Here is a 15,087-nt window from a genome sequence, read left to right as displayed (position 1 = left end):
AAAAAACAAGGAATACATATCATGGCAGATCTAGACGACATCAGAGACGGAAGCAGCTTCGGACTCAATACACCAGCAAAAACAGATGGTTTTCATCTCAAAGGTTTAAATAACGGCGACTGGGGACTTAAAAATCGTCTCTCACGTGTTTTTAATAGAAAATCAGGCCGCACAGTGATGCTTGCTTTTGACCACGGTTTCCTCATGGGACCAACTTCTGGTCTCGAGCGTATTGACCTCAATATTGCCCCACTTGCAGAACATGCAGATTGCCTCATGGGTACTCGCGGTATGATCCGTAGTTCCATTCCTGCAGACTGCGAAACACCAGTGTGTTTGCGTACTGATACGGGTACGACGATTTTAACAGAAATGAACCACAATGTCTTGATTGCTGAAGAAGAAGCCATTCGCATGAATGTCTCGGCAATGGCTGCGATGCTCGCAATTGGCGACAAAGCTACTGAGGCAATTACTATCGCCAACTTCAGTCGCCTCGTTGATATCGGTAACAAATACGGCATCCCAGTTATGGGTGTGACTGCAGTTGGTAAAGACATGGCTCGCGATGCGCGTTACTTCGGTATGGCTTCACGTGTTTGCGCAGAAAATGGTGCGAGCATTGTAAAGACTTATTACACAGAAGGTTTCGAAAAAGTTGTAGCAGCTTGTCCAGTACCAGTCGTTATTGCTGGCGGTAAGAAGCTTCCTGAACTCGAAGCACTCGACTTGTGCTACAAAGCTATTCAGTGTGGTGCAGCCGGTGTTGATATGGGACGTAATGTTTTCCAATCAGAAGCTCCACTCGCCATGATGCAAGCAGTAAAAGCCGTTGTTCATGACGACAGTACACCTGCCGAAGCATTCGAACTTTATCAGGACCTCGCAAAATAATTTAGGATTAAGTAGATAAAGAGGCAAAGCCCCTAAGCGCCTGGTCAAGGTACTGCCGTACGGGCAAATAATTTGTTGCCCGTCTGGCGAAGACCCTTGCAAGGGAGCTCGAGGGGGACAGCGTCCCCTTCGTATGCGAAGCATCATACCCTCTATGCTGTTTAATCTAATAAACTCGAATTTTTTAAGGACTGATTATGGAAACATTTAAATTAGAAGATATCTACGCCATTCTCGGCAATGTGACGGAAGTCATTTGCGATAACGCCATGTTCCTCTGCGAACTGGATTCCGTCGTTGGCGATGGTGATCACGGCACAACTATTCGTCGCGGCGTCAAAGCGGCACAGATAAAAATTGATACCGAAAAACCCCAGCAAGTCGACAAACTCTTTGCGGCTTACGCAATGGGCATGGTTTCCACTATGGGTGGAGCGTCCGGTCCTATCTTTTCCAGCATGTTTCTCGGCATGGGAATGACGACTCAGGGCTCAGAAGAAGTTACCCTATCTCACTTAGTGGAGTCGTTTGAAAGTGGTTTAGCGCGTGTGATGAAGATAGGTAAATCAGCCGAAGGTGATAAAACACTTATCGATGCACTCGCGCCAGGGATTCGTGCCTTAAAAGCCAGTTCTCAAGCGGGCGAATCACTCGGTGTCGCACTCAATAAAATGCACCAAGCGGCACTTGAGGGCATCGAAGTAACCAAAACACTCGTGGCCAATAAAGGCCGTTCACGCTATGCAGGCGAAAGAGGTCTTGGCCACCAAGATGCTGGAGCCACTTCCGTGACACTGATCATCAAGTGCTTTGCCGAACAAGCAACTAAGGAGGCTTAAGATGCGTAAACTTATTAATAATCCCGATAATTTAGCCGTTGAACTCATCGATGGCTTTTGCTTGACGAATAAATCAAAAGTGAAGCGTATTGCGCCCCACGTTTGTGCACGAGTCGATGCCCCCATCAAAGGAAAAGTCGGCATTGTCATTGGCGGCGGAGCAGGGCATGAGCCACTCTTCCTCGAGTTCATTGGCAAGGGCATGGCCGACGCTTCGGTCCACGGTCAAGTCTTTACCGCACCAACGCCCGACAAAGTTCTTGATGCAATCAAAGCCGCCGATTCAGGTGAGGGCGTTATTATGATTTATAATAACTATGCTGGTGATGTGATGAACTTCGATATGGGACAAGATTTTGCCCGTCTCGAAGGCCATAAAGTCGAAACTGTACTCATTAATGACGAGATCTCAGCCTTCCCAGTGGATCAAGCCGAAGAACGTCGCGGTACAACTGCGGATCATTTGGTGATTCACGTTGCAGGTGCAGCAGCAGAAGCCGGTATGGGTTTTGATGATCTCAAGGCACTTATTGAGCGCGCTGTTTTTAACTGTCGTTCACTCGGTGTTTCGACTTCCGAATGCACCCTCCCAGAAACGGGACTCAAGACTTTTGAACTTCCTGAAGGTCGCATGGAATTCGGTATGGGTATTCATGGTGAAGCCGGTATTGAGCAAGTGGATCTAATGACTGCCGATGCCACTGCCGAACGTCTTTGTGATGCAATTATTGCCGATCTTCCTTTTCAGTCAGGGGATGATATCATTGCTTTAGTCAATGGTTATGGAGCGACAACAAGAATGGAAATGTTCATTGTTATGCGTCACATGCACAAATATCTTGAATCGAAGGGTATGAGCATTCACGAAACCGAGCTCGGCGAATTCTGTACTGCACAGGAAATGGCGGGTGTTTCAGTGACTCTCATGCGTTTAGATGACGAGCTCAAAGAATACTACGACATGCCGGCCGATAGCCCCGGTTATGTAAAGGCTTAAAATGATTAAGTATAGTAAGTGCGAAGCACCAGTCGCCGGATCAAAGGCTAGCAAGGTCCTGCCGGACGGGCAGATAAAAAGCACACGTTTGTACAGCAATAAAAATGTGCGACAACATGAATTATGTAAAGGCTTAAAATGATTACTAAGTGGATAGAATTTCAGGTAGCTGAAGAAAGCATTGAGTTTTTTGCTAAAGTCATGGCTGGCCTGGAAAGTGAATCAAAAGTGGAGCAGGGCTGCGTTTTATACGCCGTTTATCAATCCAAGGATGATAGCTCATTATTCACAGTTCTAGAGAGCTGGGCAAGCGCAGAAGATTTAGAAGCGCACCGCCAAGCTCCCCACCTAAAAGCTTTTAAAAGCAGCTGTGGTGATATGATTTTAAATAAACGAGCTTTAGAGCTCGATTCAATAACAAAGGAGAAGTGAAATGAAAACCTCAATTGGAACTTGGGCCTACACAATCGGTCCTTACGCAGACAAGCCTGTCGATTTTGACACCGTATGCCAAAAATTATCAAAGCTCGGTTACGATGCTTTAGAATTGGGTTCATTCCCGCCACACCCCAATCCTGATGATCTCCCTACAAAGGAATCACGTCAGGCAGTGGTCGAAAAAATTAAATCTTATGGTCTCGAGATTAGCGGTATTGCCGCAAACCTCTGGGGTGAAAACCTCGTGGATACAGACGATAACTCAAAGTACGTCGCTGAGTTCAAACGCAACTGCGAATTCTCAGTTGATATGGGTATCAAAACGATTCGTGTAGATACAGTTCAACCACCGATAATTTTTGACACGGTTGATTATGCAACAGCTAAAAAACGCGTTGTGGATACTTGGAATGAGTGCTGCGACATTGCAGCTGAATACGACCTTGCGGTGACTTGGGAAGCTGAGCCAGGTTTCGCTTTCAATAAGCCTTCAGAAATCGTTGAAATCCTCGATGCAATTCAAAAGCCAAACTTCGGTTTCCTCTATGATACTTGCCACGCTCAAATTATGAGTGTTATGGGTACACGTCAGAATGGTGAAAAAGAAGTTTTCGAATGTCAAACTGAGTTCCTCAAAATGGTTGGCCCACGCATCAATCACGTTCACTTGATTGATTCAGATAACAAATGTCACCAAGATGCTAATGGCGAAGACGAAACATCTGCTCACCCACCTTTTGGTCTCGGTATTCTCGATTTCGATAAGATCGTTCCGGCGATCCTCGAATATCACCCAGCAGATGGCTGGTGGACAAATGACCTTTGCTTCTGGGATGACGCCTGGGGCGCTACGGAAACTTGCATTGAGTTCATGAATAAACTCAACGAAAAGTACGCAGCGAAAGCTTAAGTTAGAAAGCCATAGAAAAGCCGGAGTAGCAGTCGCACTCCGGCTTTTTTGTATCTTGATTAGGCTATACAATGAGAAAAATAACTCGCTGGTATGGCAATACCCTGGGAGCCCCGCATTCCAATGCGGTATTAAGCTTGGTTAAATTAAATAATTAAAATAGATAAAATTCTTCTGTGTTATTTTGTGATTTTCTGTGGTTAAATCACTTAGTATTACTTCTTTAATTATAAAAAATATCGAAGCACTAAAGAGTACGTAAAAGTACAGGGATTAATTTTGTCAGTTAAAAAACATCTGTGTTAATCTGTGGTTAAATTTCACTTCTATAAAAATCCTCTTTGCGGAGTCCGCAATATGATGCCGCATTGGAATGCGGTGCTCCTATAGTAGTCCAAGTAATTAAATAGATAAATATAATGAGGGGGTCTGGGGGAGAAATTTTAGAATTAAAAAAGGAACATATAAATTTAATCATTCTCGGTACGAAGATAGAGTCCCGTTGTTTCTGTAAATTGGTGTTGACCAATTTTAGTTAAACAGATAGATAAACTCTTTTTGTAGCTATCCAGGTTTCATCTAATTCCATAAGAATAGCGGATGCTAATCTAAGAAGTGAAGCTTCATTTGGGAATATAGATACGGTTCTAGTTCGCCTGAGAATTTCTCGATTCTGTCTTTCAACCATATTGGTCGTTCTCAGTTTTGTCCAACAAGAACGCTCGAGATCGAATACAGAAAAGCCTTCAGGAAGTGCAGATTCCATCCATTCAGATAAATGTGAAGCCTTTTCTTCATACTTTAAGCAAGTAAGCTTTAAAAGCCTTTCAGCCTCAAGCTTTGAAGGTGCATTAAAGATATCTCTAATATCTTGAGCTACTTCTGAGCGCATAGCTTTCTTAGGGACATAAGCACCAGCATTTTGCTGTAAGTGAAATTGACATCTCTGCCATGGGATAGAACCAAATACAGTCTTTAACGCTGCTTTTAGGCCCGAATGACTATCACTGGTAATCATCTTGAGGCCATGGAGTCCTCGAGCATTCAATGACAGAAAAAAGTTCCTCCAATGAACTTCCGCTTCACTTAAAGAAACACTTGTTCCGAGGACTGAACGTTTTCCTGATTCATCTATTCCATAGGCAATAAGTAAAGCACAATCTCGAACAGTCTTATCTACTCTAACCTTCTCGTATCTCGCATCCACCAAAAGATAAGAATATTTACCTAAAGGACGGTTGCGCCACTTTTCTAAACTCTCATCTAGCTCAGTTACCACACGGGATACCTGTGATTTACTTACAGATAGACCACACATTTTCTCTAAAAGTTTAGTCACCTTTCTAGTCGATGTCCCCTGAATATAACTCTCTGCCATAGCTGTCATTAAAGCTCGTTCACTTCGCAAGCCTTTCTCCAAAGAACTTGGATAAAAATCAATTTCACCTCTGACTTGAGGGATATTAAGCTTCATTGCTCCAAGTCGAGTGTTTACAGTTTTATTTTTATAGCCATTAGCATAACCCAAGCGACTTTCATTACGTTCATATGGATCAGCTTCAAGAGAATTACTTCTCTCCACTTTCATCGCTTCATTTAATAAAACTCTCATCGCTTCAAGCATTCCGCTTTCGCCGTTTTCTGTAACTTGTTGGATCATTTCTAATAAGACGCTACTGTTTTCTTGTGTAGAGTGGTGCATAATAATTCCTTGTGGGTTGTTTTGGTACAACACCACTCTGCATCTTCTTTACCCCGAGTTACAAACAACTTCCTCAATTTCGCTCCGACGAGAAAGTTCCCATTCTCGCGAAGTCTCGGAAGCTATTCATAACTCTTAAAGTAGAGCAATAGCAGAATTTACAGAAAATTTGGGACACTACCGGTACGAATCGGCGCTCCTGTCTTTTAAAGACTTTCTGGGCATTTCGACCGGGAATGTTTACCAGCGGGACGAATACTCAGAAAGCTTCAGGCACGAATGCTATAGGAATTTCGCATGCTGTTTTTTAAATCTATATATTCCCTAGGAGTAAAAATGTATAATACAAGAACTAAAAATCCATCTGAATATCAAGTTATTATTGCGATCGACTGGGCGGATCAAAAGCATGACCTACGAATTCTTAAGGATTGTGAAGAAGAATGTAAAGTTATCAGTAGTGATTTACTTACTCTCAAAAACTTCTTTGATACACTCATACTTGAAACTGTTAATGGTTCCATTGCCATTGTCATCGAGAGCTGCCAATCTGCACTGATGAATTTATTAATATCATTCACGGAGTTTGATATCTATGTGGTTCATCCTACGACTGCTTCAAGGTTTGCTAAAACATTTCATTTGAGTGGTGCTAAAAGTGACCGAGCAGATACTAAATCATTACTTGAACTGTATTTAAAACATCCTGATAAAGTTCAAAAAGTAGACTCATCTTTTTCAAAGGGGAAACTGAAGCGACTTAATATAAAAAGGCGTGATTTAGTAGGTGATAGAACTCGTTTAACTAGGGCTCACTGATTAAGTCATATATTACTCACAGACAATGAGATGAGTAGGAATCATGCTATATTATATGTAAACAAAACCCCTCAAAACAGTCATTAGGTTTGCATAAGATGTATAAAAATACGGGCTCAGAGCCCAAAATGGCCAATTTACCTTACTTTCTAGATGGTACACTCAATATCAATAATCGCTGGGTCAAGTTAGCAGCGATAATTCCTTGGACAGATGTAGAGGAAATCTATGCACTAAATTTCACCAGTCATACTGGGCCAAAAGCTCTTCCTGCAAGAACTGCATTCGGTTCCCTTATCATTCAAGTAAAGCTGAGTTTAACTGATGAAGAAACGGTGGAAATGATTTCTGAAAATCCCTACCTTCAATACTTCTTGGGTTTTGAAAGATATAAACAGGAAGCACCTTTTGATCCGAGTATGATGACACATTTTCGAAAGCGTTTTGGCGCTCAAGATATTAAAGACATTGACGAACTCCTACATGCAGCGACACTTAAAAAAGAAGAGGGTTCTAATGATGATTCAGACGATGATCCTCCATCAAATAAGGGTTCTTTAATTGTTGACGCTAGTTGTGTTCCTGCTGATATTCACTACCCAACAGACCTAGGATTGCTAAATAAAGCCCGCGAAAAAACGGAGGAAATAATCGATATCCTTTGGTGTCATCGCTCAAACAAAGAAGATAAAGTTAAGCCTCGAACTTATCGTGAAGATGGCAGGAAAAGCTTTTTAAGTATTGTTCTAAAAAAACGTGTTTCGAAAAAGAAAAGGCGAGAGGTGATTAACAGACAACTTCATTGCGTAAGGAGGAATCTCGCCAGTATAAATGAACTCAAAAAACATGCCGATCTTACTCTATTGAAGCCTAGTTTATACCGTGAACTTCTGGTGATCGGGACACTTTATCAGCAACAGCAATACATGTACGATAACAAAGTAACAAGTGTAGATGATCGCATCGTAAGCATTCATCAACCACATATCCGTCCCATAGTTCGCGGGAAAGCGGGAGCTCATACGGAATTCGGAGCTAAAATATCTGTCAGTGTGGTCGATGGCTGGACCTTTACCGATACGATTAGTTTTGACTCTTATAATGAAGGAACCGAACTGATTTCATAAATTGAAAAGTACAAAGAACGATTCGGTTATTATCCCGAATCAACACATGCGGACAAAATCTACCGAACCAAAGAAAATCGAGCATATTGTAAAAAACACGGGATAAGGATAAGTGGCCCCAGCCTTGGAAGGCCTCCCAAAGATGAAAAATTACGTAAAGAACAAAAGGAAATACAACGCCAAGATGAAGCTATACGAAACCAAGTAGAAGGTTGTTTTGGCGTAGCCAAAAGACGCTATAAACTCGATCGCATTTTCACAAAAATTAAAGCTTCGTCTGAAACACTTATTGCTTTAATATTCATGGTGATGAACTTGGACAAGGCATTAGCCTTTTTATCACTTTTTGGCCAATATTATAAGCAGCTATTCGTCCATGTTTTTAATTTTATAAGTCTCATTAGCCAGGGTGAGTATCTCAAAAGGCGAGTCATTCAGTAAGGCCTAACTAATCAATTAACTGCGTTATTGAAGATTTATTACCCAAACGCCCTCAAAGTCGTGGGCAATCATTTATATGCAGATATGTTTCTAGACTTTTTAGACAAATATCCAAGCCCGCAGGATGTTATTAATGCTCATCAAATCGGCATTACCAAATTCTTTAACAAACGCAGTACCAATCATAGTAAAACAAAAGAGAGAGTTCAAATATTACGCTCCTCCGTAATTGTTGTTAATGATGAAGGTGAGTTGGATTACTACATATTTGAGATACAACAATTCTGCCACAGAATCAGGAGTTTAAATAAGGTCATTAAAGCTTATGACGAAAAAATTGAGCAAGCATATCGCAGTAATGAAGACTATGAAATGTTTCAATCTTTCCCAGGAGCAGGCCCTAGTATCGGCCCACGTCTTATGGCTTTCTTTGGGGACGATCGAGATAAATTTAAGTCTGTAAATGAGGTTCTTAAAATCAGTGAAATAGCTCCTGTGACAATTCAGAGTGGAAAAATGAATATTGTCCGAAGACGTTTTTTATGTGATAGGTTCACTCAACTTAGTTTTGTGGAGTTCGCAAATAATTCCATAAGATCGTCAATATGGGCACATGAATTTTATTATCATAAGAAAGCTCTTAACATACCTCATTTCACTATACTTAGAGCTTTGGCATACAAATGGATTCGTATCATGTATCGCTGCTGGAAAACGAGAAATCCATATAATGAAAAGACCTATCTGGAAGTATTGGAGCGAAGGCGACCTGCATGGTTTCAGAAATTCGTTAATTAATCTCGTATTCTAGTTGTAAGTGCACTCAGAAAAGCCCGGGAATTATCATACGGGCAGATATAATTATCCGCCCCTACGGCAGTAGTTTGAATGCGATCTCCCAAGGGGCCTTAGCTAATCGAAGGGGTTAAAAAATGTGTTATACTTCACTGGGTGAAGTAACCTTTACGACAAGTCTGGTGTAGTAATAGAAAAATTATTAATGAGGAAATATGAACAAATTTTCAATCTTACTCTTTTTATCGATGGCTTGTTTCAAGCTTTTGGCGGCGGAAAATAAACCCAATATCGTTTTAATTATGGCCGATGATATGGGCTATGAATGCATTAGTTCTAATGGAAGTGAAGATTATAGAACACCTGTCTTGGATAAGCTGGCAGAGACAGGCATGCGCTTTGAACAGTGCTTTGCCAATCCCATCTGCACTCCGTCTCGCATAAAGATCATGACCGGCCTTTATAACAAACGTAATTTCACGAAGTTTGGTGTGTTAGATCGATCTCAGACGACTTTTGCTCACCAGCTCAAAAAAACGGGTTACACAACGGCAATTGCGGGGAAGTGGCAACTGGGAAGAGAAAAAGATGCGCCCCAACATTTTGGTTTTGATCAAGCCTGTTTATGGCAGCATTTTCGTCCAAAAGCGAAAGAGGGAACGACTTTTGATAGCCGTTTTTCCAACCCTCAATTAGAGATCAATGGCAAAGCAGTGGATTATAGTAATGGTGAGTATGGACCAGATGTTTGCGCAGACTTTCTTTGTGATTTTATGGAGACCAATAAGGATAAGCCCTTCTTTATTTATTACCCGATGATTCTCACCCATTGTCCCTTTGATGCGACGCCAGATTCATTAACTTGGGATCCTAAATCACCGGGTTCAAAGACCTATAAGGGACCAGGTGATAATGATCAGAAGAAAATTCATTTTCGCGACATGGTGCAGTATGCAGATAAAATCGTCGGTAAAATTATTACAAAGTTGGAAAGCCTCGGCCTACGTGAAAATACGCTTGTGATTTTCACTGGTGATAATGGTACTGAAGCACCGATCAGGACTCAATGGAGTGGTCGCGAAGTTATTGGTAAAAAAGGTAAGGTTCTTGACGAGGGAACAAGAGTTCCTTTTATAGTTAACTGGCCCGGCAAAATCGCCCCCAAAGTCCAAAAAACTGAATTGGTGGAGTTCTCTGATATCATGCCCACTCTTTGTGAGATCACTGGTGCACCGCTTCCCGATAATTATCCAGGGGATGGAGTTAGCTTGTGGTCAACTCTTTCTGGTAAAGAAACACGTGAGAAAAAACTGATTTATATTTGGTACTTCAAAGGCGGTGAATGGGCTCGCAACGTGACTCATGGAGTTTTGTTAGACAAGAATAAAAAAATTATTTACCAAAAATTTCCAGCACACTTTGTGGAAGAAAAAGTTAAATTTGACTCTGCCAGTGAAAAAGATCAGGCGATCTTTACTAATTTAAAACAAGTGATCGATGAAATGGCCCAGCAAAAAAGTCTTTTTAAAGCGCCTAAACCCAAAGTAAAAAAGAAAAAGGGTTGATCGCTGCGCTCAAGGTAGCGGCAACAAGTTGCCTTAGGTAGCGCACTTCGTGCTTAGGTAGCGCACTTCGTGCTTAGGTAGCGCACTTCGTGCTTAGGTAGCGCACTTCGTGCTTAGGTAGCGCACTTCGTGCTTAGGTAGCGCACTTCGTGCTTAGGTAGCGCACTTCGTGCTTAGGTAGCGCACTTCGTGCTTAGGTAGCGCACTTCGTGCTTAGGTAGCGCACTTCGTGCTTAGGTAGCGCACTTCGTGCTTAGGTAGCGCACTTCGTGCTTAGGTAGCGCACTTCGTGCTTAGGTAGCGCACTTCGTGCTTAGGTAGCGCACTTCGTGCTTAGGTAGCGCACTTCGTGCTTAGGTAGCGCACTTCGTGCTTAGGTAGCGCACTTCGTGCTTAGGTAGCGCACTTCGTGCTTAGGTAGCGCACTTCGTGCTTAGGTAGCGCACTTCGTGCTTAGGTAGCGCACTTCGTGCTTAGGTAGCGCACTTCGTGCTTAGGTAGCGCACTTCGTGCTTAGGTAGCGCACTTCGTGCTTAGGTAGCGCACTTCGTGCTTAGGTATCAGGTAAATGGTGTTTTGTTAGCGCCTGGGAGCCCCGCATTCCAATGCGCTATTAATAAGAGTGGGTAAATATTCATCCACAGATAAACACAAATAAATAAAAGATTTAGCTGGGAGCTCCGCAATCATTGCGGCTTTAATTTGGCGAGTGCTGAGTTTTACGAGTCGAAAAAAAACTTAAAGTGTTATATTTAATCGTAACATATGGAAAGATAGTTTTAAATTAAATCTTTTTATCTGTCTCGCAAGCATTTTGGAACAGCCTGTGTGGCAGCACCACACCTTGCGGGAAAGGGTGCGGAGCCTCTTTAATTCTTCGCTTAAACGATCCTTACATATCATTCAATATGACTTTAAGTTCTTGCCCCATAGCAGACTAAAACAATTAGAAATTCTATTGAAGAATGGGGAATAAAAATCAAGAGCCATTTTATAGAAGGATTTTTCCTTTTTATGATTCAAATATGTTTGAATTCATATGCATTGGTGGCATAGTTCAACTCGTTTTTCGGGCTCTTAGCTCAGTTGGTTAGAGCATCCGACTCATAATCGGACGGTCGCGGGTTCAAGTCCCTCAGGGCCCACTTGATAATCAAGCACTTACAGCAATGTAAGTGCTTTTTTTATGTTAAAAAAACTAATTTTGTAGCACTTTTGTAGCACTTTGCTTTTTCGTCATGTACCTTTATGATCAGATGTGAACTGATATGAATGGAGATGAAGAAGATGGCCAGAGCTAAGGGGTTAGGGAATATTTTTAAGCGTGGCAATATCTATTACTTACGTTTTACCGTTAATGGAAAAAAGAAAGTCGTATCCTTAAAAACCCCCAATAAGGCAATAGCGACAAAAGAAGCAGAAAAGTACTTATCTCCACAGAAGGCAAGTAATGAAGCAGAGGCGGCAGAGTTCATAGCAAAAGCGAAAGGCCTGATTTCTACTGAACGTATTTCTTTAGACGATGCCTGGGATTTATACTTTAAGTCAAAGCGAAGGCGGGATAGTGGTAAATCAACAATAACGTCTTATAAACAACATCTACAGAAATTTGTGAGGTTTGTCGAAGCGGAGTATGATGAGCTGATCTATTTGGATGAATTAACTCCCAAGGTAGCAGAGGAGTTTTTAGAATCTTTAAAGGTGTCACCCAATACCTACAATAAGTATAAAAATTTCTTGAAGCTCTATTTTGATACAGTCAGTAAAGATTGTGGTGTGACTAAGAATCCTTTTGAGGGAATTATTTCTAAGAGTTTGAAGAAGGAATCGTGGCGAGAACTCAATGATGATGAAGTCGATAAGCTGACAAGTTACCCCAAAGGGGAGGTGTGGGTTTTAATGAATTTGGGTATCTATACGGGGATGAGATTAAAAGATGCCGCTTTACTCAAATGGGCAGATGTAGATTTGAAGCGGGAAAAAATAATTTTCACTCCATGGAAAACAGCCAAATCTGAAAAAGTAGTTCACGTTCCTATTTTACCGGAATTAAGAAAAGCCTTGCAATGGGTAAAACAACAAAAACTAAGTAATGACTTAGTTTTGCCGGAGATGGCAGCATCATATCAGAAGAGTAGAACAAATCTCAGTTCTTTAGTGAAGCGCATTTTTATCGACCTTAAAATAAGGGATGGGAAGGTCGGGTTCCATTCACTCCGTCACACTTTCGTAAGTACCTGTGCGAAAGCTGGTGTGCCGATGTCAGTAGTTCAGGCCATCGTTGGGCATGGTTCACCAGCCATGACGCGCCATTATACACATATTGATATAGAATCTGCCCGCAAGTGGCTAGAGCCTAAAAATAAAGAAGTCCCTAAAATTGAAATAAATGAACTATTTGCTTTGGTAGAATCCATGAATAAGTCTAATTGGAAAGAGCTTAAAAAAGAAATTCTCTCAAAGAAAAATTAGTTTAGGTGACATACAAAATATGGTGCATGTATGATTCATGAGTCATTGATAACAAATGGAATCTTCTAGATTTTTAGACTGAACAAATGATTACCAGCGATTTAATCTACTTCACCTGACCCAGCACAGTTATCACATGATTCTTCTCCATCATCACCAATTTGAAAACCAGTCCCCTCACAATCAGGGCAAGTTTCATCCTGTTTCGGATATTCGTGATCTTCTTCATATTCGTTGTTAGACATAATCGTCATCTCCTTTTATTTATATATTTTGTCTTTATGCTTTAACCAGCCATCTTCGTGACGGCGTTGAGGATCGTGATGTGTCCAATGAATCACTCCCCCTTGTGAATTCCATTCGTATTCACCATTAAAGCTCACGATATCACCCTTGCGAAGAGAATTGATTCTCGGAGCCAAATCAATGTTATGAGCAATGAGTACTGTCTGACCAGAGGCTAACTTGAGAATGAACTTCTGATGTTTACTGCCTTTGGTATCATCGGGTAATACTTTAATCACGGAGCCGGAGCCCTTAACTTGAATATCACTCTGCTGATTTCTAAAGGCCTTCTGAATCCTTTGATCTTCAATAGACGAAGTATTAAGCTGAGTATTCGAAGAAGGCTTACTTGAAGAACTCTTCTGCTGATTTACAGCATAAGCAATCGTAGCAATAACTAGGATTATTAGGAAGTTTTTCATATCTATTCTGTCGAGATACCGAATTTGAGGAGTTTACGGGGGAGAACGTCGTCGAGGCTCTCAATGTCGGAATCGGTGAGTTCGATGAGTTTGTAGCCGTATTTGGCATAGATTTCCTGTTTTTGCTTTTTGCGGGCAGCGTAGCGTTCTTGTTCTTCGAGCCCCCAGTACTCGATATAAACTTTACCGTGCGGAATATAGAAATCGCAAAGAACATCTTCCTCGATTGGTAGACGGCGTTCGTAAGCGTGAACAATACCGGAAATGTAGAGCCAGTTATCAATCATTGCCTCGCCACGTGAGCGCACGCGGTGTCCATCATGAGTTCGAATATTAGCTGGATATTTCTTGCGATAATCATCTGTGGTATCTTTATCCTCATTGATTTGAGGTGGCGCAATACTTGTATTACTCAGGCTCTCAACTGTTTTCGTTAGAACGGAGTCCTGAAGAATTGATTCAGGCCAGCGTGTATAGGGAATACCTGATTGATAATGCTCCTGTTCAACACCACCGTGCTGTCGCCCAGCATCAGTGATCTTCCAGCCCTTAACGCCTTTCTCAATCCAGCCCAATTCCGCCAGAATCTTATTGATCTTGGATGCGGAGTAACTGAAGTGAGAACCGATCTTAGTTGAGCTCAAAGTTGTTTTGGATTTCCCTGGAGCGGCCGTCGTGGGTGACTGTCCAGATGACTCCGGCGCACTATTCAATTTCTGTAATAAGTCCTCCGGCCAGACAATATAATCGCCATACTGCTTAGAACTACGAATTTCTCCACCTAGTATTTTACCATTATCTGTTAGTTGCCACTTGCCTTCGACTTGCGTCGTTAAACCAGCCGCCAGTAGCTGTGCAAAGACTTCGCGTGTCTGAAGCTTATTAGCTTTCGATAATTGCGATGATGATATTTTCTTTGTATTCATGGTTACTTCCCTCTCTTCAATCTACTTAATACAGCCCCAGTTATTCCAGAAATAATCAATAGGATTATCAAGTGTTCCTATATAGATCTGGTCTTTACGAATTTTGAGTGTTACACGGAAGCGTTCCTTATTCTGAATTGCCTTTATCGCATTACTGTGCATCAGCTCATCGATTTTGGCGGTGGGTAAAATAAGTGCAGACTTTGTGCCGTCGGTATGCAGCATGACAAAAACATAAAAGACATTTCCGGCGTAATCTCTTTCCAAGGCCACCGTGCGCATATCAAATACATAAGAGTTTGTACGCTTGTGCCAGTTAGATGTTTTAACTTGCAGTGATAAGAGTTTGTTATTCTTGGTCGCGATAATATCCATTCCCACATCAACGCTCATTATACTGGCATTGTAGCCTCTGAAAAGCAATTCTGACGTGACATAATGTTCGCCTGCTTTAC

General features: G+C 41.7%; 13 protein-coding genes, 1 tRNA gene and 2 pseudogenes. 11 read left to right on the top strand and 5 right to left on the bottom strand.

All coding sequences use genetic code 11. The annotated features are described in order from the left end of the window. Positions 1 to 21 precede the first annotated feature (21 nt). From lsrF to LNTAR_RS15010, 5 genes are all read left to right on the top strand, one after another. On the top strand, positions 22 to 894 hold the full coding sequence (gene lsrF, locus LNTAR_RS15030; protein WP_007279582.1) for a 3-hydroxy-5-phosphonooxypentane-2,4-dione thiolase: 873 nt from the start codon (positions 22 to 24) through the stop codon (positions 892 to 894). A gap of 197 nt (positions 895 to 1,091) precedes the next feature. Next, positions 1,092 to 1,733: a dihydroxyacetone kinase subunit DhaL gene (gene dhaL, locus LNTAR_RS15025; RefSeq protein WP_007279581.1), complete on the top strand. Its 642-nt coding sequence runs from the start codon at positions 1,092 to 1,094 to the stop codon at positions 1,731 to 1,733. A 1-nt stretch (position 1,734) separates the two neighbouring features. Continuing rightward, positions 1,735 to 2,730, top strand: a complete 996-nt coding sequence (locus LNTAR_RS15020) for a dihydroxyacetone kinase subunit DhaK (protein WP_007279580.1) — start codon at positions 1,735 to 1,737, stop codon at positions 2,728 to 2,730. Positions 2,731 to 2,868: 138 nt separating this feature from the next. Next, positions 2,869 to 3,162 carry a putative quinol monooxygenase gene (locus LNTAR_RS15015; protein ID WP_007279579.1) on the top strand — a complete coding sequence of 98 codons (294 nt, stop codon included), beginning with the start codon at positions 2,869 to 2,871 and terminating at the stop codon, positions 3,160 to 3,162. A 1-nt stretch (position 3,163) separates the two neighbouring features. Continuing rightward, positions 3,164 to 4,078: a sugar phosphate isomerase/epimerase family protein gene (locus LNTAR_RS15010; RefSeq protein ID WP_007279578.1), complete on the top strand. Its 915-nt coding sequence runs from the start codon at positions 3,164 to 3,166 to the stop codon at positions 4,076 to 4,078. A 535-nt stretch (positions 4,079 to 4,613) separates the two neighbouring features. On the opposite strand, the gene LNTAR_RS15005 is transcribed toward LNTAR_RS15010, so the two are convergent. After that, a complete protein-coding gene (locus LNTAR_RS15005) occupies positions 4,614 to 5,780 on the bottom strand; it encodes an IS256 family transposase (protein WP_007277098.1) in 1,167 nt (388 codons plus the stop codon). 336 nt (positions 5,781 to 6,116) lie between these two features. On the opposite strand from LNTAR_RS15005, the gene LNTAR_RS15000 reads away from it, so the two are divergent. The 6 genes and pseudogenes from LNTAR_RS15000 (at position 6,117) to LNTAR_RS14975 (ending at position 12,999) form a co-directional block, all read left to right on the top strand. Further along, on the top strand, positions 6,117 to 6,599 hold the full coding sequence (locus LNTAR_RS15000; RefSeq protein WP_007279577.1) for an IS110 family transposase: 483 nt from the start codon (positions 6,117 to 6,119) through the stop codon (positions 6,597 to 6,599). A 98-nt stretch (positions 6,600 to 6,697) separates the two neighbouring features. Beyond that, positions 6,698 to 8,167 (top strand): annotated as a pseudogene (locus LNTAR_RS14995) (IS5 family transposase). A 3-nt stretch (positions 8,168 to 8,170) separates the two neighbouring features. Further along, a pseudogene (locus LNTAR_RS14990) lies at positions 8,171 to 8,965 on the top strand (transposase); the annotation flags it as partial. 212 nt (positions 8,966 to 9,177) lie between these two features. Then, on the top strand, positions 9,178 to 10,527 hold the full coding sequence (locus LNTAR_RS14985; RefSeq protein ID WP_007279574.1) for a sulfatase family protein: 1,350 nt from the start codon (positions 9,178 to 9,180) through the stop codon (positions 10,525 to 10,527). A 1,071-nt stretch (positions 10,528 to 11,598) separates the two neighbouring features. Next, positions 11,599 to 11,672: transfer RNA gene (locus tag LNTAR_RS14980), tRNA-Ile, on the top strand. A gap of 133 nt (positions 11,673 to 11,805) precedes the next feature. Continuing rightward, positions 11,806 to 12,999 (top strand): tyrosine-type recombinase/integrase, encoded by a 1,194-nt coding sequence (locus LNTAR_RS14975; RefSeq protein ID WP_238527773.1) that lies wholly within the window; start codon positions 11,806 to 11,808, stop codon positions 12,997 to 12,999. 101 nt (positions 13,000 to 13,100) lie between these two features. Here LNTAR_RS14975 and LNTAR_RS27245 read toward each other — a convergent pair whose 3' ends face one another. From LNTAR_RS27245 to LNTAR_RS14960, 4 genes are all read right to left on the bottom strand, one after another. Beyond that, entirely contained in the window at positions 13,101 to 13,244 is a 144-nt protein-coding gene (locus LNTAR_RS27245; protein ID WP_007279572.1) for a hypothetical protein, read from the bottom strand. Between the two features lie 15 nt (positions 13,245 to 13,259). Further along, the gene (locus LNTAR_RS14970) at positions 13,260 to 13,706 is read right to left on the bottom strand and encodes a DUF3465 domain-containing protein (protein WP_007279571.1); all 447 of its coding nucleotides are present in this window, start codon (positions 13,704 to 13,706) and stop codon (positions 13,260 to 13,262) included. A 2-nt stretch (positions 13,707 to 13,708) separates the two neighbouring features. Further along, complete coding sequence (locus tag LNTAR_RS14965) at positions 13,709 to 14,632, bottom strand: hypothetical protein (RefSeq protein WP_007279570.1); 924 nt, start codon at positions 14,630 to 14,632, stop codon at positions 13,709 to 13,711. 21 nt (positions 14,633 to 14,653) lie between these two features. After that, positions 14,654 to 15,087, bottom strand: a 434-nt coding sequence (locus tag LNTAR_RS14960) for a hypothetical protein (RefSeq protein WP_007279569.1), incomplete at its 5' end; no start/stop codon positions are given.

Source organism: Lentisphaera araneosa HTCC2155, from assembly GCF_000170755.1.
Lineage (GTDB): Bacteria > Verrucomicrobiota > Lentisphaeria > Lentisphaerales > Lentisphaeraceae > Lentisphaera > Lentisphaera araneosa.
This window is presented reverse-complemented; position numbering and strand designations above follow the sequence as displayed.

Excerpts from the sequence above, each read along its gene's own strand:
- LNTAR_RS14985 (WP_007279574.1), top strand. The coding sequence starts at position 9,178 with ATGAACAAATTTTCAATCTTACTCTTTTTATCGATGGCTTGTTTCAAG.
- LNTAR_RS27245 (WP_007279572.1), bottom strand. The coding sequence starts at position 13,244 with ATGTCTAACAACGAATATGAAGAAGATCACGAATATCCGAAACAGGAT.
- LNTAR_RS15005 (WP_007277098.1), bottom strand. The coding sequence starts at position 5,780 with ATGCACCACTCTACACAAGAAAACAGTAGCGTCTTATTAGAAATGATC.
- lsrF (WP_007279582.1), top strand. The coding sequence starts at position 22 with ATGGCAGATCTAGACGACATCAGAGACGGAAGCAGCTTCGGACTCAAT.
- LNTAR_RS14970 (WP_007279571.1), bottom strand. The coding sequence starts at position 13,706 with ATGAAAAACTTCCTAATAATCCTAGTTATTGCTACGATTGCTTATGCT.
- LNTAR_RS14965 (WP_007279570.1), bottom strand. The coding sequence starts at position 14,632 with ATGAATACAAAGAAAATATCATCATCGCAATTATCGAAAGCTAATAAG.
- LNTAR_RS15000 (WP_007279577.1), top strand. The coding sequence starts at position 6,117 with ATGTATAATACAAGAACTAAAAATCCATCTGAATATCAAGTTATTATT.
- LNTAR_RS15015 (WP_007279579.1), top strand. The coding sequence starts at position 2,869 with ATGATTACTAAGTGGATAGAATTTCAGGTAGCTGAAGAAAGCATTGAG.
- LNTAR_RS15010 (WP_007279578.1), top strand. The coding sequence starts at position 3,164 with ATGAAAACCTCAATTGGAACTTGGGCCTACACAATCGGTCCTTACGCA.
- dhaL (WP_007279581.1), top strand. The coding sequence starts at position 1,092 with ATGGAAACATTTAAATTAGAAGATATCTACGCCATTCTCGGCAATGTG.
- LNTAR_RS15020 (WP_007279580.1), top strand. The coding sequence starts at position 1,735 with ATGCGTAAACTTATTAATAATCCCGATAATTTAGCCGTTGAACTCATC.
- LNTAR_RS14975 (WP_238527773.1), top strand. The coding sequence starts at position 11,806 with ATGAAGAAGATGGCCAGAGCTAAGGGGTTAGGGAATATTTTTAAGCGT.